Annotated in this window: 15 protein-coding genes and 2 pseudogenes; 15 read left to right on the top strand and 2 right to left on the bottom strand. The window is 64.2% G+C overall.

The genetic code is table 11. From position 1 onward, the window contains the following. Window positions 1-140: 140 nt before the first annotated feature. The 11 genes and pseudogenes from THITH_RS16210 (at window position 141) to THITH_RS16160 (ending at window position 11,570) form a co-directional block, all read left to right on the top strand. Window positions 141-2,159, top strand: coding sequence for a S9 family peptidase (locus THITH_RS16210; protein WP_006746751.1), 2,019 nt, complete (start codon window positions 141-143; stop codon window positions 2,157-2,159). Between the two features lie 368 nt (window positions 2,160-2,527). After that, the gene (locus THITH_RS16205; RefSeq protein ID WP_006746752.1) at window positions 2,528-2,911 is read left to right on the top strand and encodes a VOC family protein; all 384 of its coding nucleotides are present in this window, start codon (window positions 2,528-2,530) and stop codon (window positions 2,909-2,911) included. An 11-nt stretch (window positions 2,912-2,922) separates the two neighbouring features. Beyond that, the gene (locus tag THITH_RS16200) at window positions 2,923-3,279 is read left to right on the top strand and encodes a YciI family protein (RefSeq protein ID WP_006746753.1); all 357 of its coding nucleotides are present in this window, start codon (window positions 2,923-2,925) and stop codon (window positions 3,277-3,279) included. Between the two features lie 47 nt (window positions 3,280-3,326). Next, the gene (locus THITH_RS16195) at window positions 3,327-3,791 is read left to right on the top strand and encodes an SRPBCC family protein (protein ID WP_006746754.1); all 465 of its coding nucleotides are present in this window, start codon (window positions 3,327-3,329) and stop codon (window positions 3,789-3,791) included. Beyond that, the gene (locus THITH_RS16190) at window positions 3,781-4,335 is read left to right on the top strand and encodes an AAC(3)-I family aminoglycoside N-acetyltransferase (protein ID WP_025367657.1); all 555 of its coding nucleotides are present in this window, start codon (window positions 3,781-3,783) and stop codon (window positions 4,333-4,335) included. Before THITH_RS16195 ends, THITH_RS16190 begins: the two co-directional genes overlap by 11 nt. Window positions 4,336-4,392: 57 nt before the next feature. Continuing rightward, a complete protein-coding gene (locus THITH_RS16185; RefSeq protein WP_006746756.1) occupies window positions 4,393-5,310 on the top strand; it encodes a VOC family protein in 918 nt (305 codons plus the stop codon). A gap of 67 nt (window positions 5,311-5,377) precedes the next feature. Then, entirely contained in the window at window positions 5,378-6,763 is a 1,386-nt protein-coding gene (locus THITH_RS16180) for an RNA polymerase sigma factor (protein ID WP_408645499.1), read from the top strand. 121 nt (window positions 6,764-6,884) lie between these two features. Further along, window positions 6,885-7,481, top strand: a complete 597-nt coding sequence (locus tag THITH_RS16175) for a dihydrofolate reductase family protein (protein WP_006746758.1) — start codon at window positions 6,885-6,887, stop codon at window positions 7,479-7,481. Window positions 7,482-7,923: 442 nt separating this feature from the next. Next, window positions 7,924-9,948 carry an AAA family ATPase gene (locus tag THITH_RS16170; RefSeq protein WP_156925542.1) on the top strand — a complete coding sequence of 675 codons (2,025 nt, stop codon included), beginning with the start codon at window positions 7,924-7,926 and terminating at the stop codon, window positions 9,946-9,948. A 161-nt stretch (window positions 9,949-10,109) separates the two neighbouring features. Further along, window positions 10,110-10,544: pseudogene (locus tag THITH_RS16165) on the top strand (DUF2779 domain-containing protein); the annotation flags it as partial. After that, window positions 10,545-11,570 (top strand): helix-turn-helix transcriptional regulator, encoded by a 1,026-nt coding sequence (locus THITH_RS16160; RefSeq protein ID WP_006746761.1) that lies wholly within the window; start codon window positions 10,545-10,547, stop codon window positions 11,568-11,570. Between the two features lie 1,042 nt (window positions 11,571-12,612). Here THITH_RS16160 and THITH_RS18330 read toward each other — a convergent pair. Then, a complete protein-coding gene (locus tag THITH_RS18330) occupies window positions 12,613-13,530 on the bottom strand; it encodes an Lcl C-terminal domain-containing protein (RefSeq protein WP_006746762.1) in 918 nt (305 codons plus the stop codon). A gap of 355 nt (window positions 13,531-13,885) precedes the next feature. On the opposite strand from THITH_RS18330, the pseudogene THITH_RS16155 reads away from it, so the two are divergent. The 4 genes and pseudogenes from THITH_RS16155 to THITH_RS16140 all read left to right on the top strand — a co-directional run bounded on the left by THITH_RS16155 (window position 13,886) and on the right by THITH_RS16140 (window position 19,208). Further along, a pseudogene (locus THITH_RS16155) lies at window positions 13,886-15,176 on the top strand (ISL3 family transposase). A 1,206-nt stretch (window positions 15,177-16,382) separates the two neighbouring features. After that, complete coding sequence (locus THITH_RS19490) at window positions 16,383-16,862, top strand: DUF6932 family protein (protein WP_006746765.1); 480 nt, start codon at window positions 16,383-16,385, stop codon at window positions 16,860-16,862. Continuing rightward, window positions 16,859-18,136 carry an XRE family transcriptional regulator gene (locus THITH_RS16145; protein ID WP_006746766.1) on the top strand — a complete coding sequence of 426 codons (1,278 nt, stop codon included), beginning with the start codon at window positions 16,859-16,861 and terminating at the stop codon, window positions 18,134-18,136. The genes THITH_RS19490 and THITH_RS16145 overlap by 4 nt, the downstream gene beginning before the upstream one ends. Then, complete coding sequence (locus THITH_RS16140; RefSeq protein WP_006746767.1) at window positions 18,123-19,208, top strand: beta family protein; 1,086 nt, start codon at window positions 18,123-18,125, stop codon at window positions 19,206-19,208. Before THITH_RS16145 ends, THITH_RS16140 begins: the two co-directional genes overlap by 14 nt. Here THITH_RS16140 and THITH_RS16135 read toward each other — a convergent pair. Beyond that, window positions 19,162-19,761 (bottom strand): sce7726 family protein, encoded by a 600-nt coding sequence (locus THITH_RS16135; protein WP_006746768.1) that lies wholly within the window; start codon window positions 19,759-19,761, stop codon window positions 19,162-19,164. The genes THITH_RS16140 and THITH_RS16135 overlap by 47 nt on opposite strands. Between the last annotated feature and the right edge of the window lie 293 nt (window positions 19,762-20,054).

Below are 20,054 nucleotides of genomic sequence, written 5' to 3'. Positions count from 1 at the left end.
GCGAACGCACAAACTCCGGCTGTCCCACCCACCATCACTTTGCTTCCATGCCCCTCTGGCGCGGAACTCAGGCCGTTACGGACGGTTCCTACGCCGGTAATGGTTGTGCCCCGCGAACGCGCAGAACCCCGGAGGCCTGGATGTACCAGCTGGCGCTGACCCTTTCCCTTCTGATGCTGGCCGCGGTCGCGCTCCCGGCATCGGCCGAGAACGCCGAGCGAGGCACGCCGCCCCTGCTCGACATCGAGCTCTTCTTCAAGGATCCGCAGTACAGCGCGGCGCGCATCTCACCCGACGGAGAGACCGTCGCGTTTCGCAGCCACCATGCGGGCGCGCTGAACCTCTGGGTCAAAGCCGTCGACGAACCCTTCGATCAGGCGCGACCGGTGACCGCCCACGCCCGTTCGGTGGGCCGCCATTTCTGGAGCCGCGACGGGCGTTTTCTGCTCTACGCCCAGGATCGCGACGGCGACGAGAACTTCGAGATCAGGGCCGTGGATCCCTTCGCCGAACCCTCCTCCGATTCGGAGGTGCCGCCTTCGCGCGGGCTGGCCGGTGCGGAAGGCGCCCGGGCCATCGTGTATCACCTGCCCCGCGACGAACCCGACGTGATGTACGTGGGACTCAACGATCGTGATCCTTCGCTGCACGACGTATTTCGTGTCCATATCGCCGCGGGGGAGCGGGAACTGGTGCTACGCAACGATGCCGGTATCCAGCGCTGGCACTTCGATCAGGGCCGCCTGCGCAAGGCGTCGCGCACCACGGCGGACGGCAGCACCGAGATCCTGCGTGTGAGTGGCGAGGGGGAACTCGGCGAAGTGATCTACCAGTGCAGCGTCGAGGAATCCTGCAGCCTCACGCGCTTTCATCCCGATGGACAGCGAATCTATCTGCGCACCAACGCCGGGCAACGTGACCTCGTCGAGCTGGTGCTGTTCGACCCTGATAGCCGCGAGGAGCAGCTGGTGCACCAGGATCCCGAGCGGGAGGTGGACCTGGGGCGTGCGATCTTCTCGCAGCAGGACGATCGCCTGCTCGCGACGGTCTACGCGGGGGATCGCCAGCGCATTTATGCCCACGATGAGGACTTTGCGACCCACCTTGACCGGCTGCAGGAGTTGCTGCCTGAGGGCAACCTCGACATCACCTCCACGAGCCGCGACGAGGCGCGCTGGACCGTGGCGCTGACGCGCGACATCGACCCCGGCACGGTCTATCTCTACGACACCGCGGACATGGCGCTGAGCGAGCTCTACCGCGTGCGCCCGGACTTGCCGAGCGAGCACCTGGCGCAGATGGAGCCGATACGCTACACCGCCCGCGACGGCACCGAGATTCCAGCGTACCTGACCCTGCCGCCTGGGCAGAAGCCCCGCAACCTGCCGGTCGTCGTGCACCCCCACGGCGGGCCATGGCTGCGAGATACCTGGGGATACCGCGGCTCGGTCCAGTTTCTCGCCAACCGCGGCTATGCGGTGCTGCAACCCAATTTCCGCGGCTCATCGGGCTACGGCAAGGAATTCCTGAACGCCGGCAACCGCGGCTGGGGCACCGGAGTCATGCAACACGACATCACCGATGGCGTGAAACACCTGATCGACGAAGGCGTTGCCGATCCCGACCGGATCGCGATCTACGGGGCCTCATACGGCGGCTTCGCAACCCTCGCGGGTCTGGCGTTCACGCCCGACCTCTACGCGGCCGGCGTCTCGGTGGTCGGACCCTCGAACATCATCACGCTGGTCGAGTCCTTTCCCGCCTACTGGCACCCGGGCATCGCGCGCTGGCAACGGCGGGTCGGCGACCCCGAGGATCCGGAAGACCGGGAGCGGCTGAAGGCGCAGTCCCCCCTGTTCTCGGCCCAGCACATCCGTGCACCGCTGATGGTTGTTCACGGCGCCAACGATCCGCGCGTGGTCCAGGCCGAGTCCGACCAGATCGTGCGCGTTCTCAGGGATTCCGGTCACGACGTGGCGTACTACCTGGCCCCCGACGAGGGCCACGGACTGGTCGACGAGACCAACCGCCTGGCGGTGATGGCAGCGCTGGAGGACTTCCTCGCCGAGCACCTGGGCGGCCGGCTCCAGGACGCGCACCCACCGAGGGTCGAGGAGCGCCGCGAGGCGCTGCGAGTGGACCTTTCCGCGTTGGATTGAGGCCACCGGCGACACCAAGTCTCGGGTTCGGGAACCGGGGCGGGGCCTGACCCGCACTCCGGGCGGCTTCGGCCAGACAAGCCTCCATGAGTACTTACCGTTGAGGCCGGTGCCTATTGGCGCTGCTGACGCAGCCATCAGGTACCCAGGGCGGTTGTCGGCCAAATCGGCAGACAGGGTCAGCTTTCGACCCCTTGTTGCCCTTTGTTGTGGGGCGCAGCGCCGACGTTCCCCACGGGTTCGGTGACGACATCGAATCCTGCCCAGTCTGTACCAGATGTCGATTTTCCCGATTTCCGTTCGTCTACAGTTCAAAGGGGCCAGTTGACCGGTCCCGTGCACTCCGCCCAGCCATAGGAGATGTCGTCATGGCCGCCAACCCCGTTGTCTGGTTCGAGATTCCGACGCAGGACATCGCCCGCGCCCGCGCGTTCTACCAAGCCGTGTTGGGCGTGACGCTCACTCGCGCCGACACCAGCACCTTCGCTCCCGGCACTGAGGTCTGGATGTTTCCGATGGACGAGCATCTGCCCGGGTGCGCGGGCGCGCTGGTGCAGGGGCCGGAGAACCCGGTCGGCCCCGGCGGCAGCATCGTCTACTTCGCCTGCGACGACTGTGGGGTCGAGGCCGAACGCGTCGCCGGCGCCGGCGGCTCGATCGAAACTCCAAAGGAAGCGATCGGAGAATACGGCTTCTGCGTCGTTGCGCGCGATCCGGACGGCAATCGCTTTGGCCTCCACTCGATGCGCTGAGGGTACCCACGATGAATTTCCTGCTGCTGATCCTCGAAGAACACGGCGACCGCGACGCCCGCAGCGACGCCGAGGGCCAGGCGCTGTACGACGAAATGCTCGCCTTCGGCGCCGAACTCGACGCCCGTGGCCAGTTGCTCGCCAGCGAATCGCTGCGCCCCGACCGCCACGGCGTGCGCGTCCGCAGCCGCGAGGCCAAGACCCGCTTCATCGACGGGCCGTTCGTCGAATCCCGCGAGATGATCGGCGGATTCTTCCTGATCGACTGTGCCGACCGCGACGAAGCGGTCGAGTGGGCCGCGCGTTGCCCGGCCGCACGGTTCGCCACGGTCGAGGTGCGCGAATGCGCGCCCTGCTACCAACGCTGAAGGCTGCGCCGTGACCGCTCTTACCCGTTATCCCGGAGGCAACCGTCATGTCCACTGAAACGACTGATCGCAGTGTCCGCCTGCATCGCATCCTGCGCGCGCCGCCCGAGCGCGTGTACCGCGCGTTTCTGGAACCCGAGGCCATCGCCAAGTGGAACGCACCCCACGGCTTCACCGCGCGTGTGCACGAGGTGGACGCCCGCGTGGGCGGTGGCTACCGCATGAGCTTCATCAATTTCGCGACCGGCACCCGCCACGACTTCGGCGGCGAGTATCGTGAACTCGTCCCCGGCCGGCGCATTGTCGTCAGCGACCGCTTCGACGACCCGGCGCTGGGCGGCGAAATCACGCTCACGGTCACCCTGGAACCGGTCTCCTGCGGCACCGCGCTGCACATCCTTCAGGAAGGACTGCCAGACGTGATTCCACTGGATCTCTGCACGCTCGGCTGGCAGGAATCGCTGACCCTGCTCGCCTACCTGGTCGAGCCCGAGATCCCCGATGGCGGCTGATCCGGCAAGCCCGCAGCAGGTCTCGTCGTTCGTTGTCCGTCGTCTCGGGCCGGCGGATCGAAGGTCGATGCACGCCTTGCTCGACCTCTTTGCCGAAGTGTTCGGGGAACCTGCAACCTACTCGGACGCGCGACCGCCACCCGACTACCTCGACCGCCTGCTGGCGCGCAGGGAGTTCATCGCCCTGAGTGCGGAAGTCGACGGCGCGGTGGTCGGCGGCCTGGCCGCCTATGTGCTGGACAAGTTCGAACGCCTTCGCAGCGAGGTCTACATCTACGATCTCGCGGTGGCAGCCGCTTGCCGGCGGCGCGGCATCGCCACCGCGCTGATCCGCCGCACGCAGACGATCGCCGCCGAACTCGGTGCCTGGGTGGTGTTCGTTCAGGCCGACCGCACCGACGCTGCGGCCATCGCGCTCTACAGCGGGCTTGGCAAGCGCGAGGACGTGCTGCACTTCGACTTGCCCGTCCTGCCCCTCGATCGGCGCCTCGCGGATCGTCCCGGCGGACCCCCGCACGCGCCTCGGCGCAAACCTCCCGCGTGACAAACCGCTTGCGCGGCCCCTGCGCCAGCGATGCGTCACTGACAAAGGAGAGACACGATGATCAACATCCGGCAGAAAATCGTTCCACACCTCTGGTTCGACACGCAGGCCAGGGAAGCGGCGGGGTTCTATTGCTCGGTCTTCCCCGATTCCGGCATCACGCACGTGACCACGTTGCAGGACACGCCCTCGGGCGACTGCGAGGTCGTGTCGTTCACGCTGTGGGGATACTCGTTCCTGGCGATCAACGCGGGACCGCTGTTTAAGTTCAACCCATCGGTCTCGTTCATGGTCAACTTCGACCCCTCGCGGGATCTCGACGCGAGAGCGCGCATCGACGAGGTGTGGGCAACGCTCTCCGAGGGCGGAAAGGTCCTGATGCCCCTCGATCGCTATCCGTTCAGCGAGCGCTATGGCTGGGTTCAGGACCGGTTCGGCCTCTCATGGCAGCTCATTCTCAGCGATCCCGAGGGCGAGGAGCGACCGCCCGTCATTCCATCGCTGTTGTTTGTCGGGGATGTTTACGGTCAGGCGGAAGCAGCCTCCGACTTCTACCTGTCGGTGTTTGGAGATGCGCGGCGGGGGCAGCTGGCGCGCTACCCCGCCGGTATGGAGCCCGACCGGGAGGGCGCGGTGATGTTCACCGACTTCATGTTGGAGGGCCAGTGGTTCGCCGCCATGGACAGCGCCCGCGAGCACGATTTCGCCTTCAACGAGGCCATCTCGTTCGTGGTGAACTGCGCCGATCAGAACGAGATCGACAGGCTTTGGGTGACGCTTTCGGCCTTTCCGGAGGCCGAGCAGTGTGGTTGGCTCAAGGACCGCTACGGGCTGTCCTGGCAGATCGTTCCTGAGGAGCTATCCACCATGATGCAGGACCCGGATCAGGAGCGGGTGAACCGGGTGACCCAGGCCGTTCTCGAAATGAAGAAGTGCGATCTCGCTGCCCTGCGAGGTGCCTACGATGGCCGGTAGGCAGGCCAGCAACGCCGTTCGACGCCCAACGCATGCTCTGGGGCGGTTTCGGAGTACGGGTGGAGCGGTGACCGGCAGCGACCCCATCGATCCTCCCGGCGATTCCTCCCACGATTCGATTGACGTGCACCAGGTCCGCCGCCGGATCGAGGCGATCTGGCGTCTGGATGCGGGCCGCATCGTTGCGGCGCTCGTGCGCTGGACCGGCGACTTCCAGCGCGCCGAGAATGCCGCCCAGGATGCACTGATCGCCGCGCTGGAACACTGGCCAACGCGCGGGGTGCCCGAGCATCCGACGGCGTGGCTGCTGCGCACGGCGCGCAACCGCGCGATCGACCACCTGCGCCGCGAACACCGGGGCGACGCGCTGATTGGCGACTACGGCCGCGAGATCGCCCGCAGCCATACCGCCCGCTCGACTCCACAGTTCAACGACGACGCCCGCCACGATGCGCTGGGCCTGCTGTTCATTGCCTGCCACCCGGTCCTCTCCGCCGACACCCGTTGCGCACTGGCCTTGCGCACCATCGGTGGGTTCAACAACGCCGCGCTGGCGCGCGCCTTTCTGGTTCCCGAAGCGACCATCGCGCAGCGCATCGTGCGCGGCAAGCGCAAGCTCGCCGAGGCGAACATCCCCTTCGAAATACCGTCCGTCGCCGAATGCCGCGAGCGCCTCGGCTCGGTACGCGAGGTCATCTACCTGATTTTCACCGAGGGCCACGTGGCCAGCCAGGGCGACGACTGGATGCGGCCCGACCTTTGCCATGTGGCTCGGCGGATGGCGCGCGTATTGGCGCAGGCCGCTGCGGATGACGCCGAGACACAGGCGCTGCTCGCCTTGATCGAACTTCACGGTGCGAGGCTGGCCGCGCGCATGGACGCACACGGTGACCCGGTGCTGCTGAAGGATCAGGATCGCCGAAAATGGGATCGTGGCGGGATCCGCCGTGGCCTCGCCGCTCTGGCGCGCGCCAACATGCTCGCCCGGACCCGCAGTGAGGGCAGGAACAGGAAATCCGACCCCGGGCCGGATCTCGTACCGGGGCCGTTTCGCCTGCAGGCCGCGATCGCCGCCTGTCATGCGACGGCTCCCAGTTTCGCTGCCACCGACTGGCGCCAGATTGCCGCGCACTACGCGACGTTGTTCGCGACCACCGGATCATTGGCCGCACGCATCCACGAAGCCCAGGCGGCAGCCCAGTTCGACGATCCGGCGCGCGTGCTCACCGCACTCGATGCCGCCATCGACGCGCAGACGCTTGCCGGCTACGTGCCGTTGCACGCGGTGCGCGGCGACCTGCTGGAACGTTGTGGCAAGCGGGCGGCTGCTGCGACCGCGTTCCGGCTGGCCGCCGAACATTCCGGTAACGAGGCCGAACAGCGCCTGCTGCTCGCCCGTGCGCAACGGGTAGGGACGGGACCAGATTCACACAACGGTCAGCTGCCAGGGTGACCGACTCGATCATGGGGGATTCAAGCGCGCGCTGCCGCTGAATCTGAGCGTGAGCGGTCGATCCGGGAGGACAGCACACGTCCTCTGGATGCAGTCTCCATCCCTCGAAAGGAATAACGCAATGTCGAAGGTTGTAGCGATCATGTCCATGTCGATCGACGGTTATGTCGCCGACCTCAACGATGGCGTGGCCGAAGTGTTCGACTGGTACTTCAGCTCGGGAGACATCGAGTTCGAGACAGGAGGGGCTGCCCCCATGACATTCAAGGTGTCCGGCCCGAGCGCCCAGCACCTTCGCGATCTCTGGTCCGAACTGGGTTCCGTTCTCACCGGTCGACGTACGTTCGAGATCGCCCAAGGCTGGAACGGGAACCACCCCTGGGGGCCAGCATTCGTACTTACCCACCAGATCCCCGATGGATGGCCCCGACCCAACTCAACGGTCCACTTCGTGACGGACGGCATCGAAGGCGCCGTGAGGCAAGCCAAAGCCGCCGCCGGCGGAAAGTCGGTTGGCGTCCACGGCGCGGACGTGATCCAGCAGTTGCTGAATGCTGGACTCCTCGATGAACTCTCCATCGACACTGCGGCGGTTCTTTTGGGCTCCGGAGTCCGACTCTTTGACCGCCTCGCCGGCGGGCCAACCGTCCTCGGCAACCCGACGGTGACCGCAGGCGTCGGCGTTACACACTTGCGGTACCCAGTACGCAAGGGCTAGCCCAACCTGTTCCGCAGGATGCTGGACAGCGGGCATCCCTCTGATGATTGGGATCGTCTCCTGTCCGAGGCGCAGAAGGCGTCACAGCGGATGCAGGAATCACGTGCAAGGGCGGCAGCAACGCAGCGATAGTGGCCGGGTCAACCGGATGCCCAACGACGCCCCGGCCCTGTTGGCAGGGATACGATCACTTGCGGCTTGATATTACGGCTTGTCTCAAGCTTTGGTGGTGTCTCCTGCCGCCTGTGCCTGCGCGTCGGTAGTGTGTCGGGTTTACGCAGGGTGTCGCAGTCGCCGGGGCAGGGTGCGAACCATATTGACGCACTGACCCGGAGAATGATCTCCAACCCCGAAGGAGATCCCCATGCGCCGCCGCCGACCTTCCTGCTCATCCGCACCGCAGAGCGACCTGCTCCCCATCGTCCGCCTCTGGCTTCTCCGAATGCTGGTGCCGCTCGGCGGCCACCGCGAGTTCGTTTCCGCGCACGGTCTGATGAACGACGCCCTGGCCGAGGCGCTCGATCTCGGCGAATGGGTCGACCCGATGGGTCCGGAGTACGACCCGCGGGCGGTGCGCCTGGCGCTGCGGTCGCTGCACGCCGCGGCGGAACGCAGCCGGCAGCGTGCCACGGTGCCGGAACGCCTGCGCGCGAACACCGCCCGCCTGGCGGCGCTGGTGGGGCTGTCGGACACCGACCGCCGGGTGCTCGAGTTCGCGGTGCTGATCCACAACGAGCGGCTGCTCGACGATACCGCCGACTACCTCGGCCCGCTCTCCTCGGCCAAGGTGTTCCATGCGCTGGCGGCGGTGCTCGAGCTGCCGGAGCGCGAGGTGCGCGCCGCCCTCGGCGCCCAGGGGCTGCTGACGCGCTCGGGGTTGCTGACGCTGGATCGCAGCGGCAGCAACCTGCTGCGCGCCAAGCTCGACCTGCTGTCACAGAATTTCGCCGACCACCTGCTGTCCTCGGAAGGCGACCCGGTCGGCCTGTTGCGCGACACCATCGCTCCGAGCCGGGCCCCGACGCTGGCGGCCCCTGACCACGCGCACGTCGAGTCGTTCCTCGCCGTGCTGCGGCCCTACCTGCGCCACGCGGTGCGCGGTGATCGGCGTGGCGTGAACGTGTTCCTGTACGGTGCCCCGGGCACCGGCAAGACCGAACTCGCCCGGCTGATGGCGCAGGAACTCGGCAGCGACCTGTTCGAGGTCGCCGCCGAGGACGAGGACGGCGATCCGATTCATGGCGAGCGGCGCCTGCGTGCGTTCCGCGCGGCGCAGAGCTTTCTCGCGCAGCAGCCGGCGCTGCTGCTGTTCGACGAGGTCGAGGACGTGTTCAACGACGCGGACCGCTTCTTCGGGCGGAGCAGCACGGCCCAGAACCGCAAGGCCTGGATCAACCGCATGCTCGAGGACAACCCGGTGCCGACGCTGTGGCTCGCGAACGCCATCGACGGCCTGGATCCCGCCTTCGTCCGCCGCTTCGACCTGGTGTTCGAGCTCCCCATCCCACCGCGCAGCCAGCGCGAGCGGATCCTGCGCGCGCACGCCGGAGCGTGGCTCAGCCCCCGTGGCCTCGGGCGCATCGCCGAGGCCGAGGGCCTGGCCCCGGCGGTGATCACCCGCGCCGCCGCGGTGGTGGGCGCGATCCAGGAGGAACTGGGCACGCTGCCACCCGCAGCTGTGTTCGAGCAGCTGCTCAACCACACGCTGCAGGCCCAGCGCCAGCGGCCGGTGCCGCGCGAAAGCGCCGGTGGGCTTCCCGAGGTCTACGACCCGGCCTTCATCCATGCCGACGCCGATCTCGCGGGGATCGCGCAGGGCCTGGCCCAGGCGCCCTCCGGCCGGCTCTGCCTGTACGGCCCGCCGGGCACCGGCAAGACCGCCTACGCACGCTGGTTCGCCGAACAGCTCGGCCAGCGCCTGCGGGTCCGGCGCGCCTCGGACCTGCTGTCGATGTGGCTGGGCGAGTCGGAGCAGCGGATCGCCGCGGCATTTCGGGAGGCCGAACAGGAGAACGCCGTGCTGCTGATCGACGAGATCGACAGCTTCCTGCAGGACCGCGACGGTGCCCACCGCAGCTGGGAGGTCACGCTGGTGAACGAGATGCTCACGCAGATGGAGGGCTTCCCCGGCGTGTTCATCGCCGCGACCAACCGCATGGACGGCCTCGACCCCGCCGCGCTGCGCCGGTTCGACCTCAAGGTCCGTTTCGATTTCCTGCGCGCGGAGCAGGCGCGGGAGCTGCTGCGGCGCTGGTGCCGGACCTGGGGCCTTTCCGAACCCGGTGACGCCGAGCTCGAGGCCCTCGGCGTGTGCGACAACCTCACGCCCGGAGACTTCGCCGCGGTCGCGCGCCGGCACCGGTTCCATCCGCTGGCGTCCCCCGCCGAGGCGGTCGCGGCGCTGGCACAGGAATGCGCCCTCAAGGACGCCCGCCGCCACCCGATCGGCTTCCGGCATACCGGATGATGGCCAATCCCGGGCTCGCGCCCAGGGCGACTCAGGAGACGACGGATGACCCGCGAGAACCCCCTGCGCTGCTTTGCCCGCTGGCAGGCAGATCCGGCCACGGGTGATGGCTTCCGCGACCAGACGCTGCTGCAGTTCGGCAAGACGGCGGCACGACCGACCCGCGCCGGGCGTTCGTCGAAACGCTACTGGCCACGCTCGGAACCGAGGGACCGATCCTCGTCTACAACGCGGCGTTCGAACGAACGCGGATGGCCGAGCTGGCCGATGCATTCCCGGAACAGGCGCAGGCCCTGCGGGCCGCGATGGAGCGGATCTTCGACCTGTTGCCGGTGGCCCGCGCGCACTACTATCACCCGGAGATGCGCGGATCCTGGTCGATCAAGGCGGTGCTGCCCACCATCGCCCCGGACCTGGCCTACGACGATCTCAAGGTCGCGGACGGGGGGATGGCCCAGGAGGCGTTCGCGGAACTCATCCAGGCGGACACCAGCGTTCAGCGCCGCGAAGACATACGCGACGCGCTGCTGCGCTACTGCGAGCGCGACACCCTGGCAATGGTGCGCCTCGCGCTTTTCTTCGAGGGAGCCCGCTGAATGCCCGGAGCCACCACCCGTCGGACCCTGACCCGGCAATGGGAACTGCTGAAGCTGCTGCCGAGCAACGGCGCGGGCAAGACCGCCGCGCAGTTGACCGAGGAGTTGAACGATGCCGGCTTCCGGGTCAGCAAGCGGCAGGTGGAGCGCGACCTCGGCAATCTGATGGAGGCCTTCCCGATCGACCGCAACGACGCCAGCATCCCCTATGGCTGGCGCTGGGTCCGCCACGCCTCGCTGCATCTTCCCGGCCTTGCCCTTCCGGAAGCGCTGTCGCTGCACCTGGTGGACCAGATGCTGCGCCCGCTGCTGCCGGCAGCCGTGCTGGAACCGCTGGAGCCGTTGCTGCGGATGGCGGCAACGAAGCTCGAGTCCGCGCAGGGCTTACCCCTTGCGCGTTGGGCGAACAAGGTGCGCACCGTGCCGCCCGCGCTGCCGCTGCGGGCGCCGCAGGTCGACCCCGGGGCACTGGAAGCCGTCCAGCAGGGCTTGCTGCAGGAACGACAGATCGAGGCGCACTACCAGGCGGCCGACGCTTCGGACGCGCAACCCCTGACCCTGCATCCGCTCGGCCTGGTGCAGCGCGGTCCGGTGGCCTACCTGGTGGCCACCGCGTTCGGGTACGACGATCTGCGTCTCTATGCGCTGCACCGGTTTACCCACGCCACGCTCGCCGACGAACCTGCCCGGCGCCCCGAGGGGTTCGATCTCGATGCCTACATCGCCGGTGGAGCGCTGCAGTTCACCAGCACCGGGAAGACGTTGCGGCTGGTCCTAGCGGTCGACGAGACCGCCGAGCGCATCCTGCGCGAAACCGCGCTCTCGGCGGATCAGGAGATCCGCATCCGGGCTGGACGCACCACCGTGCACGCAACCGTCCCGGACTCCTGGCAGCTGCGCTGGTGGATCCTCGGGCAGGGTGATCTGGTGGAAGTCCTGAAGCCGGCTGCGCTGCGGCGCGAGATCGCGGACACCTGTCAGCGCATGGCGGCGCTGTACACAGCTCGGAAGGAACAGCGGACGTGAAGAGCGCGGCAGGATGTCGTCCTCCCCTCGGCCGCCCTGCGATGTGGGTCGACGCAGCGAGTTGCGGTACTTCACTGAGCAAAGGGTGGCGGTGTTCGGCCCCTACCGGTCACCCGCCAGCGAACCATGAGCGGGCGGTCAGCATTCCTTTGCGGACCTGGCCACCCCTCCGAACAACGATTCAAGTCGGCCCAACGGCTTGCCGGGAGATCATCTCCCTCAACTCCTGGGTCCGCACCGGCTTGCCCAGGCGCTCGTCGAAGTCCGCCTCCCGCGTCCTCGGATCGATTGCGCTCGGTCACATTCTGGATCAGCCCCATCAGACGTTGCGCTTCACGTGCCAGTTCGGCGTACAGCCGCAGCGCCGAATGGCAGAATTCGTGTTCGGGGCCGGCTTAGGCAATCAGTCGGCCCAAGGGAACGAAGGCCGACCTAGGGTTGCTGGCGTGCCGCTGTAGGTCCAGAACCCTCGGCGATCCATTGGGCCACCACACTGTTCGCGGCATCGATAGCCGAACAAACCTGCTCACCCTGGGCGGCGATGGCACACTCATGCTGCCACGCATGCGCGCTCGAGGTTCTGCGCCGGATTCTCCCAAACAGCCCCAAAGCATCCACGATATTCTTTTGGATAGACCTACTCACCGACCCAGAGGACCATGGCAATGGCTGTGATAACCGTAACCGTACGTCCATTTCCGGATCAGTTTTCCCTCCGAGCCCAACCCCGGGGAGATCGTCAGCATCCTGACCTGTGCATCAACCATCGCGAATGCGACGCCAAGATAGACATCCTTCCGCGCATAGGTCACAACGTCCGTAATGGCGACTGTGACTTGCGATGCCGCGACTGCGGACCACTCGGTTATGCGTCTGCGTCCACGGTGGAAAAACTTAGTCGCGCGGCATTCCTCGGTGACGAAGCCCCGATGACCATCAGCGTTATTACCTGAAAATATTTACAAACTGATGGGTTTGCCTGACAGTAGCGAGTGGCTGTGTGTCCTCCCAATCGCCACCGCCCATCTTCCAATCATAAACATTAACGCGCGTCGCGCACAAGGCGGATGTGGTATGATCGAGAAACTGAGTGTCCACTTATATCGCCGGTAGCAAAATCTAATGCGTAGTTGGACGGAGTGAGTTTCTTCATGGTGGGGTAGCGGACGTAAAAGTCGGGATTGATGGGTCCCCTCATATGAAAGGTCTGCGACCAAAAAACCCCCTTCGGCGTACTGGGAAACACAGTGTTTTCGATGGTCGGTTGTCGGATCTCGCTTAGATCGTTGCAACTTCTACGAATGTTTTTACTTTTGGGAATATTAGCCAATCCGCCAATTTGCCCCAGGGTCCAGGAGTGGTAGCCCGATTCACACACCCGCAAACTCTCTAACTCCAAAATCGTCGGTAATCGCCAATCTGTGTACCCGGCATAGCCTCCGGAACGCATCATAATACGGACCAGTTCTTTTGCCTCACCAAGGGTTGCGGATACTGGTGTGCCCGTGCAAGTAGTCCCGTCCCAAGATTGGCCGACACTACAGCGCGCCCAATGTCTTCCTTTAACCAGAACGGTGCCGTAATTCAGAAGTCGAATTTCGCCGTATCGAGCGTTTTGACGGAATCCTTCGCGTTCTCTTGCGCGCTCTCTCTCCGCCTGTTTTTTATTGGATTGCTCGCGCATATCCCGAAGTGTTTCGTGAGCGTTGAAGACAACGGCCTCGGCGTATTTTTGTGGGACGTTCGTGCCGCCATCGTACATTGCGCTGACCGTTGCAAAAGGCGAAACCAACAACCCGAGAACAATCACAATAAATGGCAGACGCGCGATCTTCATGGGATCAGCGTGCGGCCGGTCTTGATTAATTTGGCGGATGCATCCCGCTCTCGAATGTGTGCGCCTGGAGAAAAATATTGAACCCAAAGATCGGCTTTTTTTAACATAAATGAGCGCCTTCATGAGTACTCCTTTGACCGACTTACCAGCGAGGGCCGAGAATTTCAACGAGCTAAATGAGCCCGGCATTTCGAAGCTTTTGAACAATTTCGCGAGCTAGGCCGCGGGTGAACACATCGTCCGTGATATTCGCGAGTCCTTGTGCGCGTGTTACTGGACCTGCCGTCCAAGCCACTTGAAAAGACCCTGTGTCAATGAGGCTAGTACTGTAGCCGTCATTGCTCGTGAAGGAGCGAACAGGTGTCGCAGATCCGTACGCCGTCACGGTATCGTGAAAAATGGCTCCTCGTTATTTTGAGTGGAATCCGCCGACATGCTGAACCATGCTCGGGGCGTGATTGCGGACAGGAGCGACGGCATGTGCGGCGACGAGATTCTGCTGTTGGGCATTGGCATTCAGCCACCGTGGCAGTTGGTGGATCAGCACTCGATACCGCGACCCAGCCGCATGAGCTGCACCTCCAGGTGGAGGGCGAGCGCGGCGCCCGCTATCCCTGCCCGCAGTGCGGCGCGCTGTGTTCGGCGCACGACTTCACTGAGAAGCGTTGGCGCCATCTCAACTTCTTCCAACACGTGCTGCTACATCACCGCTACATCACTGCTACATCTTCCAACACCACTGCTACATCACCGCATCGGTACCGCGGGTGAAATGCCCGAAGCACGGCGTGCAGCTGGTGGAGGTGCCGTGGGCACGCAAGGGCAGCGCCTTCACCCTGCTGTTCGAGCAGGCCGCACTGGCCCTGGTCCGGGAGATGCCCGTGTTGGCTGCCGCCCGGCTGATGGCCGTCACCGATACCCGCCTGTGGCGGATCGTGCGCTACTACGTGGATCAGGCCATCGCGCGCTTTGACCTGCGTGCGGCGCGCGCCATCGGCCTCGACGAGACTGCCTGCAGGCGCGGACATCACTACGTGACCGTGTTCATCGACATGGCCCGGCGTAAGGAGCCGGTCCTGTTCGTCACCCCGGGACGGGGCGAGGACATGCTGCGCCAGTTCGCCGCGTTCCTGCGCGAGCACGGGAGCGAGCCCGGGCAGATCGTCGAGGTGGTCTGCGACATGTCGCCGGCCTTCCTGCGTGGCGTCGAGCAGCACCTGCCGGGGGCATCGATCACGGTCGACTGGTTGCAGATCGTGCACCTGTTTACCCGCTCGGTGGATGAGGTGCGCAAGCTCGAGGGGAAAGAGAAACCGCTGCCGAACGACCTGCGCTGGGCGGTGCTCAAGCGCGGCCATGTAGACCACCTCACCACCGACCAGTTGGTCGCGATCGCCGAGATGACCCAGCAGGGGCTGGATGCCATGACCGCCTGGAAGCTGAAGGAGAAGCTGCCGTGGATCCGCAAAGCGCGCACGCCCAGGGCCGCGCTGTGGCGGATCACTCACTTCCTGAACTACGCCCGGGCCCTGGTCGGCGACACGCCGCGCTTGGAGCCGGTGCGCAAGGCGCTCGCGACCCTGAAGACCCATACGCGACGCGTGGTGCAACGCTGGACCTCGACCTACACCCATGCCCGCCTGGAGGGCTTGAACGGACTCTTCCAGGACGCACGGGCCAGAGCCCGCGGATACCGCAATACCGACACCTTCATCACCATGATTTACCTGATCGGGAGCCTCGCGGGCTCCATCCTCAAATCCACGTGACACGACGAAGAACCCGATTTCGACGTATAACACCGCAGTCTGCGTTGCAAGCGGTGGTTCTTGGGTAGTTGATCGGGACAAACGGCACGATAACGGAAGGAGGGAACATGGTCATGGAAACGCCCCGTCGTCCCCGGCTGCTCGGTCAGATGCCCGAGCGATTCCGTGCCAAGCACTTCAGCCTGTGTACCGAGCAGGCCTACGTTCACCGGATTCGCCGCATGATTGTGTTTCACGATTCGCATGGGCCTCGAGGAAGATACCCGCAGAATAGCAAGCTTCGGCGAAAGCTGTGAAGCATCCGTGCCACCACCGAACGCCGAGGGCGCGTGATGACTGTCTGCTTGTCGTCCTGGGACTCGGGCCGCTGACCGACCCCTATCGCATGCCGGCTTTGGGTCGGCACGAGACTCCCGATGGTCGGCAGTGGCAGGGCGCGGCCCACGGGCACTCGAGGCGAGACCGTCTGCGGCAGTATCGGAGCGCCAACCGGACAATGAATAGAAGATGTTGCCCCCAACCTGTTGCAACGGGTACAGCTGTTCATACTCAATGCCGTCCGAGCGAACCCGACGCCTCCTGCCTGTTATCGTGGCAAGTCCCCGGCGGCAAAACGCAGAGCGACGAAGGATGGGTCTGCAGGCCGGGGGTTGGGGGGTGGCGGTTGCTTCGGCGCAGCCGACCGCCAGCTTCGCCCAATAGCCGCGCTCGGGCCGCGGTACGTTGAGCAGCATGCAGACGCGGGCCTTGTAGCTCGACGACACGCCGAATCTGGCTGCCACCCGGAGCATGGGCTCGGACCATCTCGTACAGTGCTTCTCCACTGACCGGGCCGCCGTCGGTTGCATCCGGCCGAGCCGGGGCCTACGTTGTGTCTTGTTCCTCTGTCACGACGCTCGATCAAGCCCACTCGAGATTTTCCAGGCCGGGAGGCTGACTGGCGGACGAGGACAGGTGGATCGCCCCGGTGTCTCGGCTTCGCTCAGGCTTCGCTCAGGCTTCGCCACCAAGCGGTCAAGAAGATCTGTTTAGACAACAAGATCAAGTCACGCTGCAAAGAGCTTATTCGCAGGAGACCGGGGCTGGAACTCCAAAGCACGGGGCTTCACCGGGACCTGTCGGCGAACATCCGGCTGCCCGCGCGAGAATCAGGGCGATGCGCCCAATCCCTTGACTTGATCACGTTACAACATTAGTGTTGTAACGATGATTCCTGCCCTTGTGTATTTGCCTGGCTCCCCGTGGACCGTTCTGCCCCCCGGGGCACACGCTGCGAGCCTTGAAAACGTGGCGGCGGCATTCGCGACGAATGTCTGGCGGCGCGAACTGTTCGATGGCCTCGTACTTGCCTCGGGCAAGTTGCGATTGGCCGGATGTACCGTGATTTACCTCGACGGCAGCTATGTGACGGGCAAGCCGAAACCCGGCGATTTCGATGCGTGCTGGGATCCCTCGGGTGTAGACCTAGCCAAGCTGGATCCGGTGTTCCTCGAATTCGGGAACGGCCGGGCGGCGCAGAAAGCCGCATTCAAGGGCGAGTTCTTTCCGTCCACGATGCTGTGCGCGGACGTCGGGCAGGCATTTGTCGATTTTTTCCAACTGGATCGTTTCACAGGAAAACAGAAAGGGATCATCTCCATTTCGCTTTCGGCCGATCCTCTTCTCTTAGGGAAGGTGCAGCCATGATCTACAGCGACAAGCAATACAGTATCTCGAGCGCGCAACTGGCGAAGCTGCGGGGCGCGCTCTCCGCGGCAAAGGAGCGTACCACGGATCAGGCATGGCTCAAGAAGGCGGAGATCGACGGACTCAAGAGCCAGATCGCCGATATCGAGGCCGAACTGGCCGAATACGACATGCTGAAATCCGGCCAGGTCTCGTTCTCCAAGACGTATGCCCTTGAAGAATTACCTCGCGTGTTGGTGCAGGCCCGCATCGCCTCCGGCATGAGCCAGACGGACCTCGCGGAAAAACTCGGCATGAAGCCCCAGCAGGTTCAACGTTACGAGGCAACCGACTACATGGGCGCTAGCCTGGGAAGGCTGATCGAGATTTCAAGGGCGCTTGGCGTGAAGGCCTCGGAAAGCTTCGAGGGACCCAAGCAGGCGACCGGATCGCTCTTCGCCTGGGGCAACGCCGACGATGTCGTCTGGGCTCAGCTCCCTTATAAGGAGATGATCAAGCGCAAGTGGCTTGATCTGCCGCGCGGCGCTGATCCGATCAAGCGCGTGAAGGAGTACTTCCTGCGCGCGGCCGGGCCGCAGGTTGCGACGGCGCTTCATCGCAAGAAAATGCGCAGCGGAAACGTGCCGAATGAATATGCCCTGCTCGCGTGGCAAGCGCGCATTCTGGAGCGCGCGCGAGAAAGAATCGAAGCCGGCGAGGTTGGCGCCTTCGAACAGGATGACCGGTGGTTGCCAGAGCTTGTGCGCCTGACGAAACGAGATGACGGACCTAAGCGAGCGCGCGATCTGCTAGCCAAGAAAGGCATCGTGCTTGTCGTCGAACGCCACCTCCCGGGCTCCTATCTAGATGGGGCCGCGATGCTCGGTGATCGAGATACGCCAGTTGTAGGTCTCACTCTGCGCTACGATCGGCTGGACAATTTCTGGTTCGTGCTGATGCACGAGCTTGGTCACGTCTTCCTGCATCTCTTTGACGGACTGCGCTTCGACTTCTTTGATGAGGAAGACGGCAATGACGGCGATACGATCGAGGCAGAGGCCGATAGATTCGCGCTCGGCGCACTGATATCGGACGAGTTGTGGGATCAGTGTCTCTCGCGGTTCGCCTTATCGGAAGAGGCGGTGAGGATCGATGCGGACAGGATCGGCGTCGATCCGAGCATCCTCGCTGGACGCATCAGGAAGGAGCGCGGCGACTACACCATTCTGGATCATCTGGTTGGTCAGGGTCAGGTGCGCTCGCAGCTTGAGGAGGCGAGCGATGATCTTGAATAGGGATATGTATGTGCCGGCACTGCGGTGGCGGCAGGGCGAGTATCAGGCGCTTACCCGCCTTTCGGCCGCTGCAAAGGGTCGCATCGTGCCGTATGTCACCATTCCGGAAGTCGAATTTGATTTTGAAATGTGGCAGCCGAAGAAGACGGTACAGGAGCACGTTCATCCCTTTGCCGCTCGTTTCAAAGCCAAGTGGGGGCAGCAACCGGCGTGGATTTCTTTGCACCCTAGTATTTCCGGCGAGCCGATGGGGGACGGCCGCGACATCTTCACCTATGTGTTTGAAGCCCTGCGCGCATTCCAGGCGCATGCGATACCGGCCATCCCCCTTGACGCATCCACGCCTATGGCCGCATCCGTCGCGGCGATTGTTGCGACCGATTGCCTTGGAGTGGCTATTGCGGTCAGGTTGGAGGATCTGATGAAGCCGGATGCACGCATGCGCATCCAGGATTTGGTTTCATCAATCGGTCTATCGCTCACGGAGGTCGATCTCGTTGTCGACCTCGGCGCGCCGAACTTCGAACCCTACGATGCTTTCGCAGGAGCGCTGATTGCAGCAGTGCAAAGGCTTGGCGACCTGAACGCCTTTCGGAATTTCGTGATGATCGGCACGGCTATCCCGGAGACATTCAAGAACGTTGCCAAGGGTGCTGACCAACTCCCACGCCATGACTGGCTCTTCTATCAGGCGCTGCTTAGCAAGATGCCTTCTAACATGCGGCAGCCCAATTACGGAGACTACACGATCGTTCATCCGGAGTTTGCGCCGGTAGACATGCGGAAGATCAAGTCGGCTGGAAGGCTCGTCTATACGACAGCGTCCGAGTGGGAAGTACGCAAGGGCGGGGCGTTTCGCGACAATCCTGGGCAAATGCACGATCACTGCGCCTCGATCGTGGCGTCGGGTAAGTTCAGCGGGTCAGGGTTCTCATTCGGCGATGCTTACATCGCCAAATGCGCGGCGCGGACGGAGAACCCTAGCAATCAACCTTGGTGGAAATGCGTGACGATCAACCACCACATTACGCATGTGCTGGATGATCTCGCCAGCTATTGCGCTTCACCATGAACGCGCGGATCGAAGCCGTGATCTCGCGCAAGGTCATCGCTTCACACAGCATTTCGTACAGCTGCTTTCTTGGCCGGCGGAGCTCCTTCGGTGCGTACCCTGCTTGGTCCAGCAACTCCATGACTTCATCGCGCCAGAGAAGATGGGCCATCATGACCGCATCGACCTCGGGATTGGCGGCGGCGTTTCGTAACACGTGGAAGTTGATACCTCCTCTCGGTCCCTGCTCGGCTGCGAGCACACCGCACCATTCAGGAGCACGACTCATGATCTCTACGACATGCTTTGGCGCGGCCACGACCGTGAGCCTCTGTAGCGTCTGGCGGTAAATGTTAATCTGGGTTGCGAATCGATCGAGGGTGTCCTTGGCGCTTTTGATTTCATAGCCGTGGATGCAGCCATTGATGACCGCTACATCGATGCGGCTTTTCGCGTGCGCGAGACCAAGTTCATCGATCACAAGCGTATCGGGCTGTGTCTTGACGCGTCGCAGGCGCTTCGCGTGCAGCGCGATCCGGATATCCGCATCTCGTGTGGCGGTGTGTGTGCGCATGACTAGTGCCGTTTCCTCCTCTCCCGTGACAGATATTGTGCCTGAATTGCGAGCAGGCAGCGGCAATGCGCCCGCTTACCGCCCTATAGGAGAGCCTTTTGACTGCCCGCTCAGGGTTCGACCCCGGCCACTCATCCATTACGACCCTGTGGCTGCACAGGGTCGGGGTGAGACAACCCGTCGGCGGCAACACGATGCTGTTTCGTTACCTGACGGGCACCTCGTGGCTGCGGCTCAGGGCTGAAGGCGGTGTGACTGATCGAATTTGCCGGCCCAAGAAAGGGTGCCGCCCG

Source organism: Thioalkalivibrio paradoxus ARh 1 (assembly GCF_000227685.2).
Classification (GTDB): domain Bacteria; phylum Pseudomonadota; class Gammaproteobacteria; order Ectothiorhodospirales; family Ectothiorhodospiraceae; genus Thioalkalivibrio; species Thioalkalivibrio paradoxus.
Note: the sequence above shows the minus strand (reverse complement) of the source record. Positions and strands in the feature narration are given on the sequence as shown.

Bases quoted from the DNA above. Each gene is read 5' to 3' on its own strand.
- THITH_RS16210 (WP_006746751.1), top strand. From the start codon at position 141: ATGTACCAGCTGGCGCTGACCCTTTCCCTTCTGATGCTGGCCGCGGTC.
- THITH_RS16205 (WP_006746752.1), top strand. From the start codon at position 2,528: ATGGCCGCCAACCCCGTTGTCTGGTTCGAGATTCCGACGCAGGACATC.
- THITH_RS16200 (WP_006746753.1), top strand. From the start codon at position 2,923: ATGAATTTCCTGCTGCTGATCCTCGAAGAACACGGCGACCGCGACGCC.
- THITH_RS16195 (WP_006746754.1), top strand. From the start codon at position 3,327: ATGTCCACTGAAACGACTGATCGCAGTGTCCGCCTGCATCGCATCCTG.
- THITH_RS16190 (WP_025367657.1), top strand. From the start codon at position 3,781: ATGGCGGCTGATCCGGCAAGCCCGCAGCAGGTCTCGTCGTTCGTTGTC.
- THITH_RS16185 (WP_006746756.1), top strand. From the start codon at position 4,393: ATGATCAACATCCGGCAGAAAATCGTTCCACACCTCTGGTTCGACACG.
- THITH_RS16175 (WP_006746758.1), top strand. From the start codon at position 6,885: ATGTCGAAGGTTGTAGCGATCATGTCCATGTCGATCGACGGTTATGTC.
- THITH_RS16170 (WP_156925542.1), top strand. From the start codon at position 7,924: ATGCTGGTGCCGCTCGGCGGCCACCGCGAGTTCGTTTCCGCGCACGGT.
- THITH_RS16160 (WP_006746761.1), top strand. From the start codon at position 10,545: ATGCCCGGAGCCACCACCCGTCGGACCCTGACCCGGCAATGGGAACTG.
- THITH_RS18330 (WP_006746762.1), bottom strand. From the start codon at position 13,530: ATGAAGGCGCTCATTTATGTTAAAAAAAGCCGATCTTTGGGTTCAATA.
- THITH_RS19490 (WP_006746765.1), top strand. From the start codon at position 16,383: ATGATTCCTGCCCTTGTGTATTTGCCTGGCTCCCCGTGGACCGTTCTG.
- THITH_RS16145 (WP_006746766.1), top strand. From the start codon at position 16,859: ATGATCTACAGCGACAAGCAATACAGTATCTCGAGCGCGCAACTGGCG.
- THITH_RS16140 (WP_006746767.1), top strand. From the start codon at position 18,123: ATGATCTTGAATAGGGATATGTATGTGCCGGCACTGCGGTGGCGGCAG.
- THITH_RS16135 (WP_006746768.1), bottom strand. From the start codon at position 19,761: ATGCGCACACACACCGCCACACGAGATGCGGATATCCGGATCGCGCTG.